The sequence below is a fragment of the Nucisporomicrobium flavum genome (assembly GCF_016464385.1).
In the GTDB taxonomy this organism is placed as follows: Bacteria; Actinomycetota; Actinomycetes; order Mycobacteriales; family Micromonosporaceae; genus Actinoplanes; species Actinoplanes flavus_A.
The window spans coordinates 402710-425690 of sequence record NZ_JADMLH010000001.1; the positions used below are offsets into that span (position 1 = coordinate 402710).

24 protein-coding genes are annotated in these 22981 nt (G+C 74.3%); 11 read left to right on the top strand and 13 right to left on the bottom strand.

Annotated elements, in window-relative coordinates; translation table 11 throughout:
- Window positions 1–116 precede the first annotated feature (116 nt).
- Genes IT780_RS01965 through IT780_RS01980 form a run of 4 tightly spaced genes read left to right on the top strand, consistent with a single transcriptional unit; the run spans window position 117 to window position 3636 of the window.
- Window positions 117–752 (top strand): hypothetical protein, encoded by a 636-nt coding sequence (locus IT780_RS01965; protein WP_199509599.1) that lies wholly within the window; start codon window positions 117–119, stop codon window positions 750–752.
- A gap of 39 nt (window positions 753–791) precedes the next feature.
- Window positions 792–1904, top strand: coding sequence for a LolA-like protein (locus IT780_RS01970; RefSeq protein ID WP_199509600.1), 1113 nt, complete (start codon window positions 792–794; stop codon window positions 1902–1904).
- Window positions 1901–2809, top strand: coding sequence for an ABC transporter ATP-binding protein (locus IT780_RS01975; RefSeq protein WP_199509601.1), 909 nt, complete (start codon window positions 1901–1903; stop codon window positions 2807–2809). Before IT780_RS01970 ends, IT780_RS01975 begins: the two co-directional genes overlap by 4 nt.
- A complete protein-coding gene (locus IT780_RS01980; RefSeq protein ID WP_199509602.1) occupies window positions 2806–3636 on the top strand; it encodes an ABC transporter permease in 831 nt (276 codons plus the stop codon). Before IT780_RS01975 ends, IT780_RS01980 begins: the two co-directional genes overlap by 4 nt.
- Here IT780_RS01980 and IT780_RS01985 read toward each other — a convergent pair.
- Together IT780_RS01985 and IT780_RS01990 are read right to left on the bottom strand one after the other, a co-directional pair.
- Window positions 3629–4402, bottom strand: a complete 774-nt coding sequence (locus IT780_RS01985) for an esterase/lipase family protein (protein ID WP_307830997.1) — start codon at window positions 4400–4402, stop codon at window positions 3629–3631. The genes IT780_RS01980 and IT780_RS01985 overlap by 8 nt on opposite strands.
- Window positions 4403–4433: 31 nt before the next feature.
- On the bottom strand, window positions 4434–5468 hold the full coding sequence (locus tag IT780_RS01990; protein ID WP_199509603.1) for an aminotransferase class V-fold PLP-dependent enzyme: 1035 nt from the start codon (window positions 5466–5468) through the stop codon (window positions 4434–4436).
- Window positions 5469–5649: 181 nt separating this feature from the next.
- Here IT780_RS01990 and IT780_RS01995 point away from each other — a divergent pair, with 181 nt between their 5' ends.
- Window positions 5650–5916: a hypothetical protein gene (locus IT780_RS01995; RefSeq protein ID WP_199509604.1), complete on the top strand. Its 267-nt coding sequence runs from the start codon at window positions 5650–5652 to the stop codon at window positions 5914–5916.
- A gap of 57 nt (window positions 5917–5973) precedes the next feature.
- Complete coding sequence (locus IT780_RS02000) at window positions 5974–6891, top strand: SDR family oxidoreductase (RefSeq protein WP_199509605.1); 918 nt, start codon at window positions 5974–5976, stop codon at window positions 6889–6891.
- Here the strand turns inward: IT780_RS02000 and IT780_RS02005 are convergent.
- From IT780_RS02005 to IT780_RS02050, 10 genes are all read right to left on the bottom strand, one after another.
- Window positions 6882–7844: a helix-turn-helix transcriptional regulator gene (locus tag IT780_RS02005; protein WP_199509606.1), complete on the bottom strand. Its 963-nt coding sequence runs from the start codon at window positions 7842–7844 to the stop codon at window positions 6882–6884. The genes IT780_RS02000 and IT780_RS02005 overlap by 10 nt on opposite strands.
- A 39-nt stretch (window positions 7845–7883) precedes the next feature.
- Window positions 7884–8954: a polyprenyl synthetase family protein gene (locus IT780_RS02010; RefSeq protein WP_199509607.1), complete on the bottom strand. Its 1071-nt coding sequence runs from the start codon at window positions 8952–8954 to the stop codon at window positions 7884–7886.
- Window positions 8951–10333, bottom strand: coding sequence for an alkaline phosphatase family protein (locus IT780_RS02015; protein ID WP_199509608.1), 1383 nt, complete (start codon window positions 10331–10333; stop codon window positions 8951–8953). Before IT780_RS02015 ends, IT780_RS02010 begins: the two co-directional genes overlap by 4 nt.
- Window positions 10330–11481 carry a metabolite traffic protein EboE gene (gene eboE, locus IT780_RS02020; protein ID WP_199509609.1) on the bottom strand — a complete coding sequence of 384 codons (1152 nt, stop codon included), beginning with the start codon at window positions 11479–11481 and terminating at the stop codon, window positions 10330–10332. Before eboE ends, IT780_RS02015 begins: the two co-directional genes overlap by 4 nt.
- Entirely contained in the window at window positions 11481–12332 is an 852-nt protein-coding gene (locus IT780_RS02025) for a TatD family hydrolase (protein ID WP_199509610.1), read from the bottom strand. Before IT780_RS02025 ends, eboE begins: the two co-directional genes overlap by 1 nt.
- Window positions 12332–12928 carry an EboA domain-containing protein gene (locus IT780_RS02030; RefSeq protein WP_199509611.1) on the bottom strand — a complete coding sequence of 199 codons (597 nt, stop codon included), beginning with the start codon at window positions 12926–12928 and terminating at the stop codon, window positions 12332–12334. The genes IT780_RS02025 and IT780_RS02030 overlap by 1 nt, the downstream gene beginning before the upstream one ends.
- On the bottom strand, window positions 12925–13776 hold the full coding sequence (locus IT780_RS02035) for a sugar phosphate isomerase/epimerase family protein (protein ID WP_199509612.1): 852 nt from the start codon (window positions 13774–13776) through the stop codon (window positions 12925–12927). The genes IT780_RS02030 and IT780_RS02035 overlap by 4 nt, the downstream gene beginning before the upstream one ends.
- Window positions 13773–14618: an SCO3242 family prenyltransferase gene (locus IT780_RS02040; protein WP_199509613.1), complete on the bottom strand. Its 846-nt coding sequence runs from the start codon at window positions 14616–14618 to the stop codon at window positions 13773–13775. The genes IT780_RS02035 and IT780_RS02040 overlap by 4 nt, the downstream gene beginning before the upstream one ends.
- A complete protein-coding gene (locus tag IT780_RS02045) occupies window positions 14615–15751 on the bottom strand; it encodes an inositol-3-phosphate synthase (protein ID WP_199509614.1) in 1137 nt (378 codons plus the stop codon). Before IT780_RS02045 ends, IT780_RS02040 begins: the two co-directional genes overlap by 4 nt.
- 170 nt (window positions 15752–15921) lie before the next feature.
- Entirely contained in the window at window positions 15922–17148 is a 1227-nt protein-coding gene (locus IT780_RS02050; protein ID WP_307830998.1) for a serine/threonine-protein kinase, read from the bottom strand.
- Window positions 17149–17264: 116 nt separating this feature from the next.
- Here IT780_RS02050 and IT780_RS02055 point away from each other — a divergent pair, with 116 nt between their 5' ends.
- Genes IT780_RS02055 through IT780_RS02075 form a run of 5 tightly spaced genes read left to right on the top strand, consistent with a single transcriptional unit; the run spans window position 17265 to window position 21319 of the window.
- A complete protein-coding gene (locus tag IT780_RS02055; RefSeq protein WP_199509616.1) occupies window positions 17265–17579 on the top strand; it encodes a hypothetical protein in 315 nt (104 codons plus the stop codon).
- Window positions 17576–19246: an alpha/beta hydrolase gene (locus IT780_RS02060; RefSeq protein ID WP_199509617.1), complete on the top strand. Its 1671-nt coding sequence runs from the start codon at window positions 17576–17578 to the stop codon at window positions 19244–19246. Before IT780_RS02055 ends, IT780_RS02060 begins: the two co-directional genes overlap by 4 nt.
- Window positions 19246–19722 (top strand): hypothetical protein, encoded by a 477-nt coding sequence (locus IT780_RS02065; protein WP_199509618.1) that lies wholly within the window; start codon window positions 19246–19248, stop codon window positions 19720–19722. The genes IT780_RS02060 and IT780_RS02065 overlap by 1 nt, the downstream gene beginning before the upstream one ends.
- A 35-nt stretch (window positions 19723–19757) precedes the next feature.
- Window positions 19758–20975: a PP2C family protein-serine/threonine phosphatase gene (locus IT780_RS02070; protein ID WP_199509619.1), complete on the top strand. Its 1218-nt coding sequence runs from the start codon at window positions 19758–19760 to the stop codon at window positions 20973–20975.
- Window positions 20972–21319: an STAS domain-containing protein gene (locus IT780_RS02075; protein WP_199509620.1), complete on the top strand. Its 348-nt coding sequence runs from the start codon at window positions 20972–20974 to the stop codon at window positions 21317–21319. The genes IT780_RS02070 and IT780_RS02075 overlap by 4 nt, the downstream gene beginning before the upstream one ends.
- A 4-nt stretch (window positions 21320–21323) precedes the next feature.
- Here the strand turns inward: IT780_RS02075 and IT780_RS02080 are convergent, their stop codons facing one another.
- Window positions 21324–22925: a methyl-accepting chemotaxis protein gene (locus IT780_RS02080; protein WP_199509621.1), complete on the bottom strand. Its 1602-nt coding sequence runs from the start codon at window positions 22923–22925 to the stop codon at window positions 21324–21326.
- Window positions 22926–22981 lie beyond the last annotated feature (56 nt).

Below are 22981 nucleotides of genomic sequence, written 5' to 3' on the forward strand. Positions count from 1 at the left end.
CGCCTCAAGGCAGTGTGCGCGAGTTTGCGCGCCGGACTTCGGCGCCCAGACAGCGTTCGCCACTGACCGCAGCGGAACGTCACCCAACCGGGCGGCCGTGTGATTCACTGCCCGGCATGCGGGGGCGTAGGGGTCTGATCGTCAGTGTCGTCGTGCTCCTCGCCGGGGTCGCCGCGATCGCCGGGTGGCGGTGGTGGCACGGCCGGGCGCCGTACCCTCCGGAGGCCCTCGGCACCCGCACCACCCTGGAGCTGGTCGACCAGGCCACCGCCGCGGCCGCTCTGCGGCCGGTCAATGTGGAGGTTTCCGGCAAGGGCGATCAGATCCTGCTCGGCACGGTGAGCTGGACCGTCCCGGCGTCGGCGCCCGCGGGCGGGTCGTTCCGCCTGGTGCTGCTGGACCGGCGGACGATGGCCCTGCCGGGCTTCCTCTCGGTGACCTCGCCCCGGCCGGAGAGCGTGGGCTCCGGTTCGGACGACACGCTCGACGCCGCGGCCGGCCGCTACGACTGGCTGGCCCGGGCGGGGACCCGGGAGATCGACGGATCGTTCCGGAGCCCGGGCGACTTCATCACGGCGGATGCGGACGCCTCGCCGGTGACGTTCGCGGCGGTGCTGCACCCGGCGGACCCGCGGGCGCGGCCGCAGGAGGCGGTCATGTCCGCGCCGGTCACCCTCGACGATGTGCTGCTGGTGCTGATCGGGGTGGGGCCGGACGGGCAGGTGTACTGGGCGCAGCGGCTTTCGCCGTAAGGGCATGGCGGGCGGTTCGCCGGGTACGTTGGCGGGACCATGGGCGCGCACCGTACCGTCGTCTCCGCGCAGGCTCGCCGGCGGTGGGTCGTCGTGCTGGCCGTTGTCGCCGTGCTGGGCAGCCTGCCCGTGCTGGCCGGGCTGCGGCCGGTCCGGGCCGCCGAGGTCGGCCTCGCGACGCTGCGCGAGCGCATCGCCGCGTCCGGGCGTCAGGCCCATGAGGGGTACGCGCTCAGCAGCGGCCTGCTTCCCCTGCCCGCCCTGCCCGACCTGGAGCAGGTGACGGCCCTGGTCACCGGCACGACCGAGCTGCGCACCTGGTACGCCGCCCCGGACCGCTGGCGGGTCGACGTGGTCGACGAGGCCGCGGAACGGGACCTGTACCAGACCCCGGACGCCCAGTACGCCTGGGACTACGGGCAGAACCAGCTCACCCGGATCGCCGGCGCCCAGCCGGTCCGCCTGCCGCGCGGCGCCGACGTGACCCCGCCGGCCCTGGGCACCCGGCTGCTCGGGCTGGCCGCCGCGGACCGGTTCACGCCGCTCCCCGGCAAGCGCGTGGCCGGGCTCGCCGCCGCCGGGCTGCGGATCGTGCCGGCGAGCGCGGACACCACGGTGGCCCACGTGGACCTGTGGGCGGACCCGGGCACCGGGCTGCCGCTGCAGGTGGAGGTCACGGCCCGGGGCGGCAGCCGGCCGGTGTTCGTCACCCGGTTCCTGGAGGTGCACCTGCGCACGCCGGACGCGTCGGTGCTGACGCCGCCGGCCCCCGTGGCGGGCATGGGCTTCACCGTGACCGACACCTCGGACATCCTCGGCGCGATCGACCGGCTGGGCGTCGGCGGGCTGCCCGAACGGCTGGCCGGGTCGCCGCGCGAGGCCACGGCCGTCGGGGCCGCCGGGGCGTACGGCGCCGGGCTGGCCCGGTTCGTGGTGGTGGCGCTGCCCGGCCGGCTCGGCTACCGGACGTACGGGCGGCTGCGCGCGTTCGGCCAGGCCGTGACCGTGCCGCAGGGTGAGGCCGCGATCCTGTCCACCGGCCTGCTCACCGTGCTGGCGGTCCGCGCCGACCGGACGTACCTGGTCGCCGGCCTCGTCCAGCCCGCGCTGCTGCGGCGCGTCGCCGCCGAGCTCGCCGGAGGGGCCGCATGATCGTCACCCGCGACCTGACCAAGCGGTACGGGCGCCTCACCGCGGTCGACGGCGTGCACCTCGACGTGCGCGAGGGTGACCGGTACGGGCTGCTCGGCCCGAACGGCTCCGGCAAGACCACGCTCGTACGGATGCTGCTCGGGCTGGTGTTCGCGACCCGTGGGGAGATCGAGGTGCTGGGCCGCCCGGTGCCGCGCCGCGTCGGCGAGGTGCTGCCCGACATCGGCGCCCTGGTCGAGGGGCCGGGGGCCTATCCGCACCTGTCCGGGCGGGCCAACCTGCGGCTGTTCGACGCGGCCGGGCCGGGCGGGAGCCGCCGGGACCGGCGCCGCCGCGTCGACGAGGCTCTCGAGCGGGTGGGGCTGGCCGGGGTGGACCGGCGGCCGGTGCGGGCGTACTCGCTGGGCATGCGCCAGCGGCTCGGGCTGGCCTCCGCGCTGCTGCGCCGGCCCCGGCTGCTCGTGCTGGACGAGCCCACCAACGGTCTCGACCCGCGCGGCATCCGCGAGGTCCGCGACCTGCTCACCGAGCTGAACGCGCAGGGCACCACGGTGCTGCTCTCCAGCCACCTGCTCGCCGAGATCGACGCCTTCTGCACCCGCGTCGGGGTGATGGACCGCGGCCGGCTCGTGCTCCAGGACGAGCTGGCCGCGCTGCGCGAGCCGACCGGGCGGGTGGTCGTGGCCACCCCGGAACCCGAGCGTGTGGTGGCACTGCTCGACGGCCGGGTCGAGGGCCGCGACGGGACGACGCTGACCATCCGGCACGCCGACCCCGCCGCGCTCAACGCGGACCTGGTCGCGGCCGGCATCCGGGTCACCGAGCTGGGGCCGGAGCGCCGATCGCTGGAACAGGTGGTCCTCGACCTGACCACGACCAGCGCCGACCGGGTGGAGGCGGCGTGATCGCGGTCGAGCTCGCCAAGCTGTTCCGCCGGCCCAGGACGTACGTGATCACGGGTCTGCTCTGTGCCCTGCCCCTGATCGTCGCGATCTTCCTCGCGACCACGCGGGTGCCGCCGCCGCCCGGGCAGGGCGGCGCGTTCCTGTCCGCCGTGCTGAGCAACGGTGCGCTGTACCCGGCCGCGGCGATGGCGCTGGTCATGCCGGTGTTCCTGCCGGTGTCGGTGGCGGTGCTGGCCGGCGACGCGGTGGCCGGCGAGGCGACCACGGGCACGCTGCGCTACCTGCTGATCCGCCCGGTCGGCCGCACCCGGTTGCTGGCCGCCAAGCTGATCGCGCTCGTCGTGTTCGTGCTGTTCGCGATCGTGGCGGTGCTGCTCACCTCGTACGTGACGGGCCTGGCGCTGTTCGGGTCGCAACCGTCGGCCGGGGTGGCGCTGCCCGCGGACGTCACCTCGCTGTCCGGGGTCACGATCACCCCGGCCGGGCTGGCGCTGCGGATGCTCGGCACGGTCGCGTACATCGTGATCAGCATGCTCAGCGTCGCGGCGATCGCGCTGTTCCTGTCCACGGTCACCGACTCGGCGCTGGGCGCGGCCATGGGTGCGCTCGCGGTGCTGGTCACCAGCCAGGTCCTGGTCACGCTGGACGCGGCCGCGGCGGTGCGCCCGTACCTGCCGACCCGCTACTGGCTGGCCTGGATCGACTTCTTCCGCGACCCGGTGCTCTGGCGCGACATCGAACGCGGCGCCGGCATCCAGCTCGTCTACCTCGTCGTGCTGCTCGGCATGGCGTGGGCGAACTTCCTCACCCGCGACGTCGTCAACTGACCGGGCACGCCCCCGGGACCGCGAGCGGCGCGGTGCCGAGCGCGGCGAGCACCAGGGCGGTCACGGCCGGGTCGGTGGGCAGGCCGCTGTGCGAGACCTGCCGCTGCGGGCAGACGCTCTGCAGGGGTACGTTCATCGCGCCGTCCAGCCGAGCGGACTCCGGCGGCTGCACGGTCTCGTCGTTCAGCGTCCAGATCGACAGCCACGGCAGCCCCCGCGGCAGATCCTCGTCGCCCAGCTCGTCGAGCAGCGCGCTGCCCGGCGCCAGCTGCCGGCACGCCGGCGGGCACGCATCCGGCGCCAGCGCGGCACCCGCCCCGGCGATCCGCGCCCCGTGCAGCGGCGACCCCAGCGTCACCACCCGCCGCGCCACCTCCGCGCCGCGGTGCCGGTCCACCCACAGCCGGGTCACCACCCCACCGGCGGAATACCCCACCACGTCGACGGAGGGCGCCCCGGCGGCCAGCGCGGCCCGGACGGCGTCGTCGAGCGTCTGCGCCTGCTTCACCAGGTCGCCGGTGCCCCCGTCGGGCAGCGTGACGACCTGCGCGGTACGCCCCTCCGCGGCGAGCCGGTCCGCCAGCCGGGACAGCGCGGTGCGGCTGCCGCCGTACCCGGGGACCAGCAGCACGGCGCCCGGCGTGGCCTGGTCGGGCCGTACGCCGCTGTCGTCGTCGCCGCCGAACAGCCGCACGCCGGCCACGGCGAGCACCGCCACGACGACCGCGGCGGCCACGACCAGCAGCAATCGACGGCGCGGCGACACGTACCCATGATGCCCCGGCGGGCGGCCTCGATCAGACGGTCAGGGCTTTCAGGGCCAGGTCGACGTCAACCTCGGTGGAGTAGACGTGGAACGACGCGCGGACACGGCCGGCCCGTACGGCCGCGCGTACGCCCGCCGCCGCCAGTTTCGCCTGGGCGTCCGGGACGTCGACCGTGACGATCGCGCTGTCGGCGGGCGGCCGGCCGAGGCCCTCGAGGAAGCGGTTGGCCAGGGCGACGTCGTGGTCGTGGATGGCTGGGACGCCGATCCGCTCGATCACGTCGAGCGCGGCCGCGCTGCCCACCCAGCTGAACCATGCCGGGGAGATGTCGAAGCGCCGGGCGTCGGGGGCCAGCCGCATCGGGCCGCCGTAGTAGGAGCCGTGGACGTCCTCCGCGGCGTACCAGCCCGCGGCGATCGGGCGGATGCCGTCGCGGACGCGGGGGCTGAGGTAGGCGTACGCCGTGCCGCGGGGGCCCATCAGCCACTTGTATCCGCCCACCACGACCACGTCCGCGAGGCCCGCGTCGAACGGCAGCCACCCGCACGCCTGCGTGGCGTCCACGACCACCATGGCGCCCGCGGCCCGGGCCGCCCCGACGATGCCCGCGTAGTCCGCCACCTCGCCCGTCGCCGACTGGACCAGCGAGAACGCGACGACGTCGCAGCCGTCGGCGACGGTCTCCGCCAGCCGGCCGGTGGGTACGGGCGTCACCCGCAGCCGGTCACCCTGCGCGATCCAGGGGAAGACGTTCGACGTGAACTCGATGTCCGGTACGACCACCCGGGACCCGTCCGCGACGGCCGCCGCGACCGGCGCGATCAGCTGGGACACCTGCGCACCGACCGCGACGTCGGCGGGCGTCACCCCGGTCAGCCGTGCGAACGCCGCCCGCGCCGCGGTCGTCGCCTCGCCCCAGCCCTCCCAGCTGACGGCGCCCACGCGCCAGTCGGCGAGGGCGGCCTGCAACGCGTCCCACGCGGGCTGCGGCGGCAGGCCGTAGCTGGCCGTGTTGAGCCACCCGGGCTCCGGGCTCCAGAGCTGCTGCGCATCCTCGATCTCCACGGGCCGAGTCTGTCACCGCTGCCGGCCGGCGGGTAATGGGTGGAGCCGTACGGCGGCACGCTGCTAGCGTCGCCGGCATGTACCTCAGCTGAGACTCCCGAGCACAGGCATCCCGCCTCCGCGGCCCCACCGCGGAGCGTCGTCTCCGCACGTGTATGTCCCAGCAGAATGAGGTTCATCAGTGGTCAGCACTCCATCCGCCTCCCTCGCAGCGCTGCGGTGCCCGTACCGGCACGGGCGTCCCTTCCCGGCACCGCACGCCGGCGTCCTGCAGGTCACGGTCCGGCCGTGGCACGGCCTGGCGCCGCGCCGCAGCGTCAGCCGGGGCGGCTATCCGCAGCCGCGACCGGCCCGGCGGCGGGGCTTCCCGGGGCGATCGCCGCTGTCGTGGCGGTTCTCGCGGGGTCAGGCGCGGGCGCGGCGGCACCTCGGCCGGCGCGGCCGCTGACAACACGTCCGGGAAAGCAGACACGGGTTGTCAGGTTTTGCGGCAAGCATCGGCCGTATGACACAGCAACCACTCACCGGCAGGGTCGCCCTGGTCGCCGGGGCGACCCGCGGCGCCGGCCGGCAGATCGCCGTCCAGCTCGGCGCGGCCGGGGCCACCGTGTACGCCACCGGCCGCAGCACCCGGGCGCAGCGCTCCGAGATGGACCGGCCCGAGACGATCGAGGAGACCGCCGAGCTGGTGACCGCGGCCGGCGGCACCGGCATCGCGGTGGCCGTCGACCACCTGGTGCCGGAGCAGGTGGAGGACCTGGTCCGCCGGATCGACACCGAGCAGGGCCGGCTGGACGTCCTCGTCAACGACGTGTGGGGCGGTGACCCGCTCACCACGTGGCACAAGCCGGTCTGGGAGCAGCCGCTCGAGCCCGGGCTGCGCCTGCTCCGGCTCGCCGTCGACACGCACATCATCACCAGCCGGTACGCCCTGCCGCTGCTGATCCGCGAGCCGGGCGGGCTGGTGGTGGAGATCGGGGACGGCACCACGGCGTACAACGAGGTCAACTACCGGCTGTCGGTCTTCTACGACCTGGCGAAGTGGTCGGTGAACCGGCTCGCGTTCGCGTGGTCGAAGGAGCTGGCCGAGCACGGGGCTACCGCGGTGGCGCTGACCCCCGGCTGGCTGCGCTCGGAGATGATGCTCGACAACTACGGCGTCACCGAGGCGAACTGGCGGGACGCCACCCGCAAGGAACCGCACTTCGCGATCTCGGAGACTCCCGCGTACGTGGGCCGGGCGGTCGCCGCGCTGGCCGCCGACCCGGACCGGGCCCGGTGGAACGGACGGTCGGTGTCCAGCGGCGAGCTCGCCCAGGTGTACGGCTTCACCGACCTCGACGGCAGCCGGCCGGACGCGTGGCGGTACCTGGTCGAGGTGCAGGACCCGGGCAAGCCGGCCGACGTGACCGGTTACCGGTAGAGCGCCGCCGTCCGGGCCGCGGCCTCGGCGAGCCGGGCGCGTAGCTCGGGCGGCTCGACCACCTCGGCGTCCGGGCCGAGGCGCAGCAGGTACGAGTACGCGACGTCGAGCGACTCGACCGGCAGCCGGGTCCGGACCCACCCGTCCGGGCCCGGTTCGCCGGCCGCCGCGGTGGCCTCCTGCACGGCGACGGGCTCCGCGACGTGGCGCAGCGCGCGCAGGCCGTACGGGCTGAGCCGGACCGTGATGGTGTCCCGCAGCATCCGCCGGACGAACTCGGCGGCCCGAGCGGCCCAGAACGACGGCAGGTCGAAGGCGGGATCACGCTCGAACGTCTCCCCCGTCGGCTCGGCGGCGGTGACCCGGTCCACCCGGTACGAGCGCAGGTCCGCGCCCACCTTGCCGACCAGGTACCAGACGCCGTTCTTGAGCACGAGTCCGTACGGCTCGACCGTGCGGGTGACCTCCTCGTCGCGCCGGTATCGCAGGGTGAGGACCTCGTCCTGCCAGGCCGCCCGGGTGAGCGCGGCCAGCAGCGGCGGCGGCGAGGCGTCGGTGAACCAGCCTGGGGCGTCGAGGTGGAAGCGCTGCCCGGCCCGTTCCGACGCCTCCCGCAGGCCCGGCGGCAGCGCGGCGAGGACCTTGCGCCGCACCGCGCGGACCGGTTCGCCGAGGCCCATGTCGCCGGCGGGGCCGGGCAGACCGGCGAGGAACAGCGCCTCCGCCTCGGCGCGGCTGAGCCCGGTCAGCCGGGTGTGGTAGCCGCCGACGAGCCGGTACCCGCCGGCGCGGCCCTGTTCGGCGTAGACCGGCACGCCGGCCGCGGACAGTTCGAGGACGTCGCGGTAGACCGTACGCTCCGACACCTCGAGCTCGGCGGCCAGCTCGGCCGCGGTGAGGGTGCCGCGGGCCTGCAGCAGCAGGACGAGGTTGATCAGGCGGGCCGCACGCACAGCCGATTCTGGAACGCCCGGTGCGCGGGCACAAGGACGTCAGCGGCGGCGCGCGATGACCGACGACGCCAGCGCGGTCAGCGCCTCGCGGGCCTCGGCCGTCAGCGGGGCGTTGTCCAGCGCCGCGGTCGCCGCCGCGGCCCGCCGGCTGATGAGGTCCTCGACGCCCTCGAGCGCGCCCGTGCCGACGATCACCGAGCGCAGCTCCTCCGCGCCGGCGTCGTCGAGATCCGGGTTGCCGAAGAGGTCGCGGATGCGCGCGGCCTGGCCCCGGTCGGCGCGGTCGCGGGCCATGGCGATCATCACCGTGGGCTTGCCCTCGCGCAGGTCGTCGATGACCGGCTTGCCCGTGACGACCGGGTCGCCGAACACGCCGAGGACGTCGTCGCGCAGCTGGAACGCGTCGCCGAGGGGGTCGCCGAAGGCCTGCAACGCCGCCTGCACCCGGGGTGGCGCCCCGGCGAGGGCCGCACCGATCTGCAGCGGACGGGTCACCGTGTACCGCGCCGCCTTCATCCGGATCACCGTGAGGGCGCCCGCGACGGAGCCGTCGCCCACGCCGGAGACCAGGTCGAGGTACTGCCCGGCGATGACCTCGGTGCGCATCACCGTGAAGAGCCGGTAGCCGCGGTGGATCCAGTCGACCGGCAGCCCCGACTCGTGGAACATGTGGTCGGCCCAGGCGGCGCAGAGGTCGCCGCAGAGCAGGGCGGCGCTCTGGCCGTACCGGGCGGCCTCGCCGCGCCAGGAGTGGCGGACGTGCACGTCGGCGAAGTGCCGGTGCACGGTCGGCTGGCCGCGGCGCAGGTTGCTGCCGTCCATGATGTCGTCGTGGATGAGCGCGAACGCGTGGAACAGCTCGAGCGCCGCCGCGGCCACCACGATCGGCTGGCCGTCCGGCTGTCCCGCCCCGCGCCAGCCCCAGTAGCAGAACATCGGGCGCAGGCGTTTGCCGTCGGCGAGCACGAAGCGGCGTACGGCGTCGAGCACCCCGCGCGGCGTGCCGTCCGGCCAGTGCGGCCGCTGCCGGTCCAGGTACGCGATGAGCGCCGACTCGCAGCGCCGCGCGAGCCCCGCCGCGTCGGTGCCGGTGGCCGCCTCGACGGTCATGAGGAGAGCCCGGCGAGGCGCAGCAGCAGACCCTTCACCTCGGTGGCGGCGATCCGGTCGCTCGCCGCGGCGGGGTCGGAGCAGAGCAGCACGGGTGCGTCGCCGGGGTCGGTGGGCAGCCGCCCGTGCGAGCCGCGGACCGCGCGGGCGCCGGCGTCGAGGCCGACCACGCTCATCGTGTAGCGCATGCCGATCTTCTTGCGCAGCAGCGCCAGCGCCGCCCGGCCCTTCGCCGCGGCCGGGCCCGCCGGGTCGAAGAAGAGCTCGGCGGGGTCGTACCCGGGTTTGCGGTGGATCTCGACGAGGCGGGCGAAGTCGGGGGCGGCCGCGTCGTCGGTCCAGTAGTAGTAGGTGAACCAGGCGTCCGGCTCGGCGACGAGGACCAGCTCACCGGCCCGGTCGTGGTCGAGGCCGTGCGCGGCCTGCTCGGCGCGGCCCAGCACCTGCTCGACGCCGCCCAGCCCGGCGCACAGCTTGGCGACCAGCGGGACGTCGGCGGGGTCGCGGACGTACACGTGGGCGACCTGATGGTCCGCGACGGCGAAGGCGCGCGACGTCCACGGGTCGAGGTACTCCATCCCGGCCTGGGTGTAGACGTTGAGCAGCCCCTCGCTGCGCAGCAGGCGGTTGACGTGCACCGGGCGGGAGACGTCGGTGATGCCGTACTCGGACAGGGCGACGACCGTCGCGCCGCGGGCGGCCGCCGCGGCGAGCAGCGGCCCGAGGGTGACGTCGAGCTCGGCCGCCGCCGCGGCGGCCCGCGCCGAGGAGGGGCCGTACCGCTGCAGGTCGTAGTCGAGGTGCGGGACGTAGACGAGCGTGAGGTCGGGGTCGTGCGCGGCCATGATCTGCTCGGCGGCCCGGCAGATCCAGGCGGAGGAGGCGATGCCCGCGTTCGCGCCCCAGTAGCTGAACAGCGGGAACGTGCCGAGCTTCGCGGTCAGCTCGTCGTGCAGCTGCGGCGGGTACGTGTAGCAGTCGGGGTCCTTGCGCCCGTCGGCGTGGTAGACCGGCCGCGGAGTCACGGTCCAGTCGACGTCGGCGCCCATGGCGTACCACCAGCAGACGTTGGCCACCGTGTAGCCGGGGACGGCGGCACGGGCCGCGTCCCACACCTTCTCCCCGCCGACGAGCCCGTTGTGCTGGCGCCAGAGGAACACCTCGCCGAGGTCGCGGAAGTACCAGCCGTTGCCGACGATGCCGTGCCCGGACGGCAGCTCGCCGGTGAGGAACGTGGACTGCGCCGAGCAGGTGACCGCGGGCAGCACGGTGCCCAGCGGCGCGCGGAAACCGGTCTCGGCCAGCCGCGCCAGCCGCGGCATGTGCTGCAGCAGCCGGGGCGTGAGGCCGACGACGTCGAGGACGACCACGGGGGTCACGGCGACACCTCCTGCGAGGACGACAGGCCCAGGGCGGTCAGCTGGCCGCGGGCGAAGAACAGTTCCGAGGCGATCCCGGAGGCCAGCTCCGCCGGTCCGGACGGGCGCGAGGCCGGCGGCAGCACATGCCACGTGTACGTCTCGACGTCGAAGTGGTCGCACTCCGGGCTGTCGCCGGACAGCAATTCGCGCAGGGCGCTGACCAGCACCCCGACGGTGGTCTGCAGCGGCGGTACGGGCGGCGCGTGCAGCGGCACGTGGTAGTGGATCCGCCACGGCTGCTCGTCGGCGCCCGGGGTGGCCAGGGCCTCGTCGAGGTCGTCGGCGGACAGCCCGAACGGGCCCCGGGTCTGGTGCAGGAAGCGGGGTTCGACGTACTCGCCGAGCACCGCGGCGTCGCGGCGGGGGTCGGTGCTGGCCAGCGCGGCCGAGATCTGCGTCTTGACCACGGGGAGCCCGGCCTCCCGCAGCCGCCCGAGGGCCAGCGCGGGTTCCTCCCACGCGCAGGCGAGGTGGGCCAGGTCGAGGCAGACGCCGAGCACGGAGGTGTCGGCCTCGCCGAGCAGCGCCACGGCCTCCGCGGTGTTCTCGATGATGCACCCGGGCTCGGGCTCGAACGCGACCCGGATCGGCCGGGGCATCCCGTGCAGCCCGCGGGCCAGCTCGTCGAGGGCGCGGCGGCAGGCGCTCGCGCGGGCCGCGTCCCAGGGCTCGCGCCAGGCCAGCGGCAGCGTGGAGATCGAGCCACGGGCCGCGTCGGCGGGCAGCAGGTCGCACAGGACCCGGGCCAGGTCCATCGTGTACGCGAGCCGGTGCCGCGTGGTCCAGTCCGGCTGGTAGACGGCGTGCTTGACCACGGGCGCCTGGAAGGCCTGGTACGGGAACCCGTTGAGCGTCACCACCTCGAGCCCGCGCGCGTCCAGGGCCTTGCGCAGCCGCTGCCGGTCGGCGACGTCGGAGGCGAGCCCGGCGGCGACCGGCGCGGCGAGCCACAGCCCGAGCCCCAGCACGTCGGCGCCGAGCCGCTCCCGGATGGGCACGGCGTACGTGTCGAGCTGCTCGAGGATCCCCTCGAGGTTCTCGGCCTCGTGCACGTTGGTGCAGTACGACAGGTGCACGGTCTGCCCGCCGGGGTGGCTCAGCCGCATCAGCTGCCTCCCCGCGCGATGGAGCTGCCGGCGTACGTGGTGTCGGGCTTGTCGAGGTCGGAGAGGTCGAGGCGCCCGGACTGGGCGTAGAACGCGACCGGGTTGCGCCACAGCACGAGGTCGACGTCGTCGGCGGTGAACCCGGCCGCGAGCATGGCCCGCCCGGTCTCCACGGTGAGCAGCGGATCCGAGTGGCCCCAGTCGGCGGCCGAGTTCACCAGCATCCGTTCGGTGCCGTACTCCTTGAGGATCTCGACCATCCGCGGCGGCGACATCTTCGTCTCGGGGTAGATGCTGAAGCCCATCCAGCAGCCGGATTCGCGCACCAGGCCGACGGTGACCTCGTTGAGGTGGTCCACCGCCACCCGCCCGGGCTCGATTCCGGACGCGGCGACGACGTCCAGGGTCCGCTTGGTGCCGGTGGCCTTGTCGCGGTGCGGGGTGTGCACGAGGGCGGGCAGCTCGTACTCGACGGCCAGCTCGAGCTGGGCGGCGAACGCCTCGTCCTCGGCCGGGGTCATGGAGTCGTACCCGATCTCGCCGACCGCGACCACGCCGTCCTTGTCGAGGTAGCGCGGCAGCAGGTCGAGCACGCCCCTGCAGCGCGGATCGTTGGCCTCCTTGGGGTTGAGCGCCAGCGTCGCGTGGTGCCGGATGCCGAACTGCGACGCCCGGTACGGCTCCCAGCCCAGCAGCGAGTCGAAGTAGTCGGCGAACGAGCCCGGGTTGGTACGGGGCTGGCCGAGCCAGAACGCCGGCTCCACCACCGCCTGCACGCCGTGGGCCGCCATCGCCCGGTAGTCGTCGGTGGTGCGCGAGGTCATGTGGATGTGGGGGTCGAAGACGCGCATCAGTCCTCCTTGCGCAGCAGGTGCCGGTTGAGCAGCGCGAGGGCGTCGGCCGGCATACGGCGCCCGGCGGCGGCGCGCTCGCGGGCGAGGGCGGCCAGCATGGCGGTCAGCCCGGCGTCGGCGCGGTCGTCGAGGCGGTCGACCACGCTCAGCGGGATGCCCATGAACACGCATTTGACGACGCCCTGACGCCAGGTGGCGGCGTCGAGGTGCGCGGCGTACGGCCCCAGCGCGGCGGCGACGAGCCGGGTGTCGTTGGTGCGCAGGGCGTCCTCGGCCAGCGGCACCCCGCCGTTCCCGATCGGGAGCAGGGGCAGGGCGTGCAGGACCGCGAGGCGTTCGGCGGCGTCGCCCTGCCAGTACAGCTGCGCGGTGCGCTCGGCGTCGCTCAGCGCGAGCAGGAGCAGGATCCGCCCGGCCAGCGCGGGTGTCCACCCGGGACGGTCGGGCAACGGTTGACGGCCCAGCTTGCGTCCGGCGCGGGCGAACAACGGCCCGGCGTCGTCGGGGTTGGCCCGGAGCTGCGCCTCGGCCTCGTCCAGCCAGGCGCGGCCCGGTACGGCCGCCACCACGGCGCGCAGCTCGTCGGGCGTCATTCCGCCCCCTCCCCGGAAGCCTCGGCCGCCCGCAGGAACGCGAGGGATTCCCGGGCCACCGTGGGCGCCGCGTGCGAGTGCCGGGGCAGCTCGACGGCGACCAGCCCGCGGTAGCCGCCGTCGACGAGGGCGCGCAGCACGGGCGGGAAGTCGATCTCCCCCTGGCCGAACTCGAGATGCTCGTGCACGCCCCGCCGCATGTCGTCGATCTGCACGTTGACCAGGTACGGCACGGCCTCGGCGACGACCTGCGGCACCGGGCCGGGCTCGAGACAGCGCACGTGCCCGATGTCGAGGGTCAGGCCGAATGCGGCGGGCGCGCCCAGCTCCGCGCGCAGCCGGTGCCAGCCGGCGAGGTCCTCGACGAGCATCCCGGGCTCGGGCTCGAAGCCGAGCGGGATCTTCGCGCCGGCGGCGGCCGCGGTGAGCTCGGCGCAGCCGTCGACGAGGCGGGACCAGGCGGTGCGCTCGGCCACCTCGGGCGGGCGTACGCCGGCCCAGAACGACACAGCCTCGGCGCCCAGGTCGGCGCCGATCGCCACGGCCCGGCGCAGGAAGTCGAGCCGGACCTTGCGGTCGTCGTGCAGCAGCGTCGGCGCGTGCTTGCGCCACGGGTCGAGCAGGTAGCGGGCGCCGGTCTCGATCACCACGCCGAGGTGCCGGTCGCGCAGCTGGTCGGCGACCGCGGTGACCCGCCCGGCCAGGCCGGAGGCGTACGGGTCGAGGTGGTCGTGGTCGAGGGTGAGCGCGACCCCGCAGTAGCCGAGGTCGGCGATCACGGCGATGGCCTCGGCGAGGCGGTGGTTGGCGAAGCCGTTCGTGCCGTAGCCGTACCGCAGGGTGCTCATGTCGGGGAGATCTTCCGCGCGAGCAGCCGGGCGAGCGGGGCCGCGGCCGCGACGGCGAGGCCGGTGAGGTGGCGTCCCGCGCGGGCGGTCAGCGCCCCCTGCAGCGCCGGCAGGGCCGTGATGCCCGCGCCGACGGCGGCCCGTACCCGGGGCGCGGCCGGGTCGATGAGCAGCTTCGCCTGCGCCCGGCCGCAGCCGGCGGCGTACTGACCGGCGAGGACGGCCGGAACCGCTCCCCCGGCGGCTGTCGCGGCGGTCACGGCGGCGGTGGCGGCCAGCGTCGCCGCGGGCAGGTGCCGGCCGGGGCTGCCCGCGACCTCGTGCCGGGACAGGGCGGTCACGGTCCACGTATGTGCGGCGATCGCCGTCGCGGCGGGGACCGCGCGCACGGGGTTGCCGGCGCTCGCGCCGAGCAGGACGTCGAGGGCGCGGCAGGCGGCCATCCCGGCGGGCCCGGCGGCGGTGTTCTTGAGTCTCAGGTCGTAGGCCCACACGGCGGCGGCGAGCGGTACGGCCACGGCCATCGCCCGCGCTCCCCCGGCCCGGGCGGCGAGCGCGAGGCCCGCGGCGGTGAGCCCGGCGGCGACGCCGAGCGCGGCGGGGGCGGAGATCCGGCCGGACGGGATGGGCCGCTCGGGGCGCTCCACCGCATCGAGGTCCCGGTCGGCCCAGTCGTTGGCGGCCATCCCGGCCCAGTACAGGCACACCGAGGCGCCCGCGAGTCCGGCGCTGCGGGCGCCGAGCGTGCCCGCCGCGGCGGCACCGGCCACGACGTCACCGGGCACCGACAGCGCGGCCGGCGCGCGGACCAGCTCGGCGAGGGTCCGCAGCGGCGCCTTCATCGGGTCAGCCCGGCGACGAAGCCGGCGAGGGTGGCCCACTGCTCGGCGAGCGCGGACGGGCCGTCGCCGAGCGGATCCTTGAAGAAGAAGCCCAGCTGCGGCAGCGGCCCGGCGTGCCCGGCGTGGTGCGCGGCGGCGGTGAGCCGGGCGAGGTCGAGCACGAGCGGCGCGGCGAGCGCCGAGTCGCAGCCGTGCCAGGTGAACTCCATGCGCATGCCGGTGCCGAGGAATCCGGAGAACGTGATCAGGTCCCACGCGGTCTTGAAGTCGCCGATCTCCGCGACGTAGTCGATGCGGCTGGTGCCCTCCGGCACGTAGCCCAGCGCGTCGCCCAGGACCCGCTGCTTGCTGGCGACCTTGGCGGCGTTCGCGCCCGGGTCGGCGAGGTTCGCCCCGTCGCCGCCGCCGAGCAGGTTCAGCCCGGACCAGCTGGTGACCCGCAGGTGGCGCAGCGCGAACATCGGCGCCAGCACGGACTTCACCAGCGTCTCGCCGGTCTTGCCGTCGTTGCCGGCGTACGGCAGCCCCTCGCGGGCGGCCAGCTCGGCGAGGGCGGGCAGGCGGGCGCCGGTCGAGGGGGTGAAGTCCACGAAGGAGCATCCGGCGCGGAAGGCGGCGTACGCGGCGAGCGCACTGGCCGGCAGCACAGTCCCCTCCTGCCGCAGCGCGTCCTCCAGCGCGGCGAGCGACTCGTGGGCCGGGTGCGGCGCGGTGACCGGCTCGGTGGTGGCGACGTTGACGACGACCACCCGTTCCAGGTCGTGGCGGTCGCGGAAGTCACGCAGGTCGGCGCGGATCCGCTCGGCCGTCTCCGCCTGGGTGGCGGCCGCGGGCAGGGGACGCAGGTCGTGCTCGGCGCGGACCAGCTCGTCGGCGAGCGCCGTCACGAGCCGGCCGGGCAGCACCCCGGCGGCGGCGAGCGCCTCCGCCTTCTTCAGCACCGGCAGGGTGACCACGTCGTGCCCGCCGAGGACCAGATCGGACCAGGCGGGCAGCGCGGGGCTGCGCAGCTCGGGGAGTTCGGTGACGCAGCCGGTGGCCTCGACGAGCCGGGCCCGCAGGGCGCTCGCGCCGGCCAGAGCGGTCACGGCCACGGAGCCGCGTGCGCCCATCAACCAGATTCCGGTACGCATGCAGCATCCCTCCCGTATGCGGACAGAGGCGCGCTCAGCGATAACACGACGTGTCGCCCGTGTTACGTGAAGCGACGCTAACCCAGCGCCCGGGACAAAGGAAACCCTCGATATTGAGAAACTTCTCCATCCGGCGAAGAAACTTTCCCCGCCGCGTACGAAAGTCCGGCTCAGCCCTTCTTCTTGCCGACCGGCTTCGGCGCCTTCGGTTTCTTCGGCGCCTGGGGCTTCTTCGGCTTCTCGGCCGGCTCGTGGACGCGGGTGGGCTTCGCGGGCTTCACCACCGCCGCGGTCCTGATGATCGGAGTGGACGTACGGACGTCCCGCCGGGTCTGCTTCGACACCGGCGCCGTGTCGCCCTTCGGCTCGCAGGCGTTGCGGACGGCGCAATGCCGCGGCGCGGGGCCGGCGGCGGAGGTCGCGGGCGCGGCCTCGGCGGGCGCAGGCGCGGGGCCGCCCGACGGCCACATCGCCGACGCGGCGGCCACCGCGGGCACCACGACGGCAGCGGCCAGCAGGGCGGCCCGGCGGCGGCGGGTCAGCGGCGGGCGCATCGCCACCGTGGCCGGGTCCTCCTCGTCGCCCCGGCCCGGCACGAGCGTCAGTGGCGCCAGCCCCGCGGCCTCGGTCAGCACGCGGGCCGCCTCCGCGGCGTCCGGGCGGTCCTCCGGCCGCTTGGCCAGGCAGCGCCGGCTCAGATCGGCGACCTCCGGGGGCAGCCCGGGAATCCGCGGCAGCGGGCCCGGCTCGGTGTACACGTGGGCGCGCACCATCTCCGTCACCGTGGCCGCGTGCCACGGCATCCGCCCGGCCAGGGACCGGTGCAGCAGGAGGCCGAGGCCGTACACGTCGCTCGCGGGCCGCACCGGGCCGCCGTCGAGCCGCTCCGGGGCGAGGTACGCGGGCGTACCCAGCACCTCACCGTCCATCTCGTCGACCGCGCCGGCGGCGGCCGAGATGCCGAAGTCCAGCAGCTTCACCCCGTCGGAGGTCACCATCACGTTGCCGGGCTTGACGTCCCGGTGCACCACGCCCCGCGCATGGGCGGCGGCGAGCGCGGCCGCGACCTGGGAGCAGATCAGCACCGCCGTCCGCCACGGCAGGGCCTGCCGCGCCAGCACGGACGACAGGGTCTCACCCTCGACCAGTTCCATCACGATGTACGGCTCACCCGACGACTCTCCGTAGTCGTAGACGCCGACGATGTTGGGGTGCCGCAGCCCGGCCGCGGCGCGCGCCTCCAGGCGGATCCGGCCGAGCTGGGCCGGATCCGGCGCGGCGGCCGCCGACAGCACCTTGATGGCGACGTCGCGGCCGAGCACCTCGTCATGGGCACGCCAGACGACCGACATGCCGCCCACGCCGATCCGGTCGAGCAACTGGTAACGAACATCCACGGCCGCCCCCTTGCCCATCGCACCGTGATCGAAACCCCTCGGGCGGGACATCGAAGCGTGACGACATGCGGTACCGTGCCGCTCACACGCCAGACGTTGCGTTCACGGGGGAACGGATGTACGAGCCGGTGCCGGAAGTCGACATACCCGGCCTGACCCGGGTGGGGAGTGCCGTCGAGGCCGCCTCGGTGACCTGGGGCAAGGCCCACAGCGCCCACGCCGCGCAGCTGCCGCCGGGCGACGCGCTGACCGGCTGGTCCTCCGGGGCCGCGCTCGCCGCGGCGAACGACGGCTGGGCGGGGTTCATGACGCGGCTCAAGGAGGAGCTGCACGTGTACGCCGCCGGCCTCACCCAGTCGGCCAAGGACTACCAGGCGGCGGACGACGCGGCGGCCGCCGGGGTGCACGGGGCGGGTGGCGGTCCGCGATGAGCCTCACCCTCAAGGTCCTCTGGGACACCAGCCCCGAGGCGATCGCCACGCGGGCCGCGGCGTGGACCGACATGGCGAAGGACATCGACGACGCCGCCGAGGAGGTCATCCGCGGCAGCCGCGACGTCGAGGACGTGTGGCCGTCCGGGGCCGCCGCCGAGGCCGCCTGGAAACGCGCCGCCGAGCTGCGGGCCGAGGTGAGCAACGCGTACAACCCGTGCAAGCGGATCGGGCAGGCGCTGCGCGAGCACGCCGACACCGTGCGGTCCCTGCAGGAGCAGCTGCGCGACATCACCACCTCGGCGTCGAAGGCGGGTTTCGACGTGGACATCGCCTCCGGCACGGTGACCGCCCCGCAGCGCATGTACGACGAGACCACCGCCCCGCACACCGTCGCGCAGCAGGTCAGCGCGTACGTCGGGCAGCTGCAGGGCGTGCTCGACCGGGCCGCGGAGTCCGACGATCGCTGCGCCGGCGTCATCACCGTGAACCTGCCCGACCCGCGCAGCGGCTTCGGGTCGCTGAGCCTGCGCCCGGTGAGCAAGCAGGACCTCGAGTCGCAGAAGGGCCGCCCGCCGAAGGACGTCCGCGCCTGGTGGGACTCGCTCACCCCGGAGCAGCAGGAACAGGCCATCCAGGACTATCCCGAGCTGGTCGGGTGGCTCGACGGTGTACCGGCCTCCGACCGCGACGTGGCCAACCGCATCACGCTCGACCGCAACCTCGCCGACCTGAACTCGCAGCGCACCTCGGTGATGTCCCGCGAGGACTACCTCAAGGCGATGGCGGAGCAGGGCCGGCTCGGCGAGGTCTACCCGGAGTCCATGAACCCGGTCGGCAGCTACCTGGCCGAGATGGACCAGCTCGAGAAGCAGCGCGAGGACCTCGACAACCGGCTCAAGGGACCCACCACCATCCACAACCGGCTCGGCGACCCGAACAAGCCGCCGGCGCTGCTGATGGGCTTCGACCCGGCCGGCGACGGCAAGGCCATCGTGTCGATCGGCGACCCCGACACCGCCGACAACGTGGTGACGTACGTGCCCGGCACCACGTCCGACCTGCCGGGCTTCGGCACCGACCTGAACCGGGCCGACGTGATGCGCGCCGACGCGGACATCTACGGCACCGGCGGTAGCACCGCGTCGATCGTGTGGCTCGGCTACGACGCGCCGGACGCGATCCCGAACGCGACCAAGGCGCACTACGCCGAGGACGGCGCCCCGGCCCTGAGGCAATTCCAGGAAGGGCTGCGCGCGACCCACGACGGCGACCCGTCGCACAACACCGTCATCGGCCACAGCTACGGCAGCACCACGGTCGGGTACGCGGCCAAGGACGGCCACCTCGCCGCCGACGACCTCATCTTCGTCGGCAGCCCCGGGGTGGGCGTGGACTCGGCCACGGAGCTGCACTTCGACGGCGGCGCCCAGGACGTCTACGCCAGCACCGCGAAGAACGACATCATCTCGGGGGCCGGGCTCGACGACACCATGGTGCACGGGGAGAACCCCGACAACCCAGGCTTCGGCGGCCGGCAGTTCACCAGCGCCGACGGGTCCTTCTGGCATCCCATCGACACCCATTCGCAATACTGGGACCAGGGAAACCCGTCCCGGAAGAACATCGCGCTGGTCGTGACCGGCCAGGGAGACAAGGTCAGCTGATGTCGTCCTTGCGGCGTACCGTCCTCGCCCTTCTCGCCGCCGGCGCCCTGCTCGCCGGCTGCGACAGCACCCAGGAGTCCACCGTGACCAAAGAGGAAGCCGTCCAGCGGGTCGCCGCGCGCGCCCAGGAGGCGCTGCAGCAACTGCCGCCCGGTGCGACGCTCAAGCAGACCCTGCACACGCCCGACCTGGCCTGCAACGACCAGGACCGCGACGGCGCGATCTTCGTGGAGACCACGTACCAGGTGATCTACCCGCAGGGCTGGCCGGTGGACCAGACCATGGCGACGATCAGCGCGTACTGGGACAGCCACGGCTACAAGGCCGTACGCGACGACCGCGACGACACCGCCCACCCGGAGCTCGTGGTCGAGAAGGAGGACGACGGGTTCCGCATCGGCTACGTGATCAGCCGCCGCGCCAACGGGACCGAGGACGTCTTCCTCCGCAGCAGCTCACCCTGTTTCCAGCCCTGATCGTCGCGGGGCCGCGGGCCCCGTAGGGTGGGTTCATGACATCCGAGGACGCCGCGTGGCACGGGGTGATCCACGAGATCCTGGATCAATCGCACCTGTGGCGCCCCGAGGACCTCGCGGGGGTGGTGGACGGCGCAGCGGCCCGGCTGGGGCTGACGGCGACGATCTACCTGATCGACCACGAGCAGCGGTTCCTGCGCCCGCTCGATGTTCCCGGCCGGAAGCTGCCGGAGCCGCTGGCCGCGGACGGCACGACCGGCGGGGAGGCGTTCACCCGGGTGGAGTCGATCCCGGCCGGTGACCGGGTGTGGTCGCCGATGGTGAACGGCACCGACCGCCTCGGCGTCATCGATTACACCCTGCCCGCCGGCGCCGATCATGAGTTCATCCGGCAGTGCGAGCTCGTGGCCGGGCTCGTCGGGCACCTGATCACCACGACCCGGCCCCGCGGCGACGGGCTCCGCCTGGCCCAGCGCTCACAACCGATGACGCCGGGCGCCGAGCTGCTCTGGCAGCTGCTGCCACCGCTGACCGTGAGCGTCCGGGACTTCGCCGTGTCCGCCGTCCTGGAACCGTCGTACGACGTGGGCGGGGACGCGTACGACTACGTCGTCGACGACCGCCGGCCGCAGTTCGTCGTGCTGGACGCCGCCGGCCGCCGGCTGCGGGCGGGCCTGGCCGCGGCGGTGGTCCTGTCGAGCATCCGGGCCAGCCGCCGTGCCGGCGGTGACCTGCTCGAGCAGGCCCGCGCCGCCGACGCCGAGCTGCTGGCGCAGTTCTCCGACGCACGCTTCGCCACGGCGGTGCTGGCCGAGCTGGACCTCGGCACGGGCGTGCTGCGCTACGTCAACGCCGGGCACCCGCCGCCGCTGGTGATGCGCGACGGCAAGATCGTGGAGACCCTGACCGCGGGCCGCCGCATGCCGCTGGGCATCCCGGACCCGCAGGCCACGTACGGCGAGGTGACGCTGCACCCGGGCGACCGGCTGGTGCTCTACACCGACGGCGTGTCGGAGGCCCGCAACGCCGCCGGCGAGCAGTTCGGCACCCGGCGCCTCGCCGAGCTGGCCGAGCGGCACTCCACGGACGACCTGCCGCTGTCCGAGGGCCTGCGCCGGCTGGCCCACGCGGTCCTCGCCCACCAGGACGGGCCCCCGTCCGACGACCTCACGCTGCTGCTGGTGGAATGGTCGGCGGGCGCCGCGCTGCGGACCCTGCCACCGAGCTCACGAGAGAACGCCGAGGCGGGATGAGTACCGACATTCTCAGCGTCACCGCCCGCGACACGGCCGGCGGCGCCCGGGTCGTGGCGGCGACCGGCGACCTGGACCACGACAGCGTCCTGGTGCTGCGCGACGCCGTCGAGGCGGCCTGGACCGACGGGTGCGTCCACGTGGTGGTGGACCTGGCACTGGTCACTTTCTGCGACTCGGCCGGACTGAGCTTCTTCGTGGAGGCGCACCGGCGCGCGCAGGCCCGCCACGGCTCGTTCCGGCTGGCGGCGCCCGGCCGGGCGGTCCAGTACGTGCTGGAGGCCACCAACCTGGGCCGCTACCTGAGCATCCACCCGAGCGTCGACGAGGCGCTGGCCGCGTAGCCGCTCACCGCCGGAAGGCCGAGACCAGGCCGGTGAGCTGCGTCGACATCCGGGCCAGCTCGGTCGTGGCCTGCTGGGTCTCCTCGACCCCCCGGCTGGTCCGCCCCGCCGCGTCGGCGACGCCGGTGATGCTCCTGGCGATGTCGCCGGTGCCGGTGGCCGCCTCGGAGACGCTGCGGTTCATCTCGGCGGTCGTCGCGGTCTGCTCCTCCACCGCGGAGGCGATGGTGGTCTGGTAGTCGTTGATCCGCGCGATGACCTTCGAGATCTCGTCGATGGCGGTGACCGCGCCGGTGGTGTCGGCCTGGATCGCCTCGATCCGCCGGGAGATGTCCTCGGTCGCCTTCGCCGTCTCCTGCGCCAGGTCCTTGACCTCGCTGGCGACCACGGCGAAGCCCTTGCCCATCTCCCCGGCGCGGGCCGCCTCGATGGTGGCGTTCAGCGCGAGCAGGTTGGTCTGCTCGGCGATCGAGGTGATCACCTTGATGACGTTGCCGATCTCGGCGGAGGACTCCCCCAGCTTGTTCATCGTCGCCGAGGTGGTCGACGCCAGCATCACCGCCTCCGCCGCGACGTGGGCCGCCTCGGTGGCGTTCTGGGAGATCTCCCGGATCGAGGCGCCCATCTCCTCCGCGCCGGCCGACACGGTGTCGACGCTGCGGGAGATCTGCTCGGCCGCGGCGGAGACGGTCTGCGACTCCGTGGAGGCGCTCTGCGCCGATTCCGCGATCTGCGCCGCCGTCGCGCTCATCTCCTCGGATGCGCTGGCCAGCGAGGACGCCGACTCGTCGATCGTGCCCACGGTCCGGCGCAGCGAGGCGACCGCTGCGTCGAGCGCCTGGCCCATCTGCCCGGTCTCGTCGCGCGACGTCAGGCCGCTGGAGCGGGTGAGGTCGTTGGTGGCCAGTGCGTCGCAGACCGCCTTGACCCGGCCGAGCGACTTGACGATGCGGCGGGCCACCAGTAATCCGAGCAGCAGGGCGAGGATCAGGCCCACGACGAGCAGGGTCAACGACAGCATCCGGCTGAAGCCGTACGTGTCCTTCGCCGCGTCGGAGTTCTTCACCGCGTCGGCCGTCTCCGCAGCGTCCAGCTCCGCCAGATCCGTTCCGATCTTGTCGAGCACCGGCACGGCCTCCTTGGCCCGGACGGCCGACCACTGATCGAGTTCGTTGGCGGCGCCGAGCGGGAGCAACTTCGTGCGAGCGAGCTCAGCGTAGGACTGAAATGTCGTCTCCAGCTCGCTGATGGTCTGTGGCGAGCCGGCCGGGTTGCTGCGCCGGTACGCCGTCATGGCATCGCCGAACGAGGTCACGTCGGCTGCGAACCGGTCGGCGAAGCTCTTCGCCATGGCGTCATCCGGTGACAGCGCCTGCAGCGCAGTGTCCAGCCGGCTCTGCGTCACGGCGGACTCCAGATGCCCGACGGCCTTGATGCTCGCCACGTTGCTGCGCGCGATGAGGTTCGCCGCGTCGCTGGTCTTCTGCAGGCCGATCAGGCCGGTGACGCCCACGATCACCGCGACGAGCGCGGCGGCCGCCACGGCGCTGAGCACCTTCACGTTGACGCTGAGGTCGTCCAGCGACCGCCGCTTGCCTGCCGTCATCGCATCCCCCGGGTCGACGCCCCGGCGGCGCCGGGTCCTGTTGCCATCATCAGCAC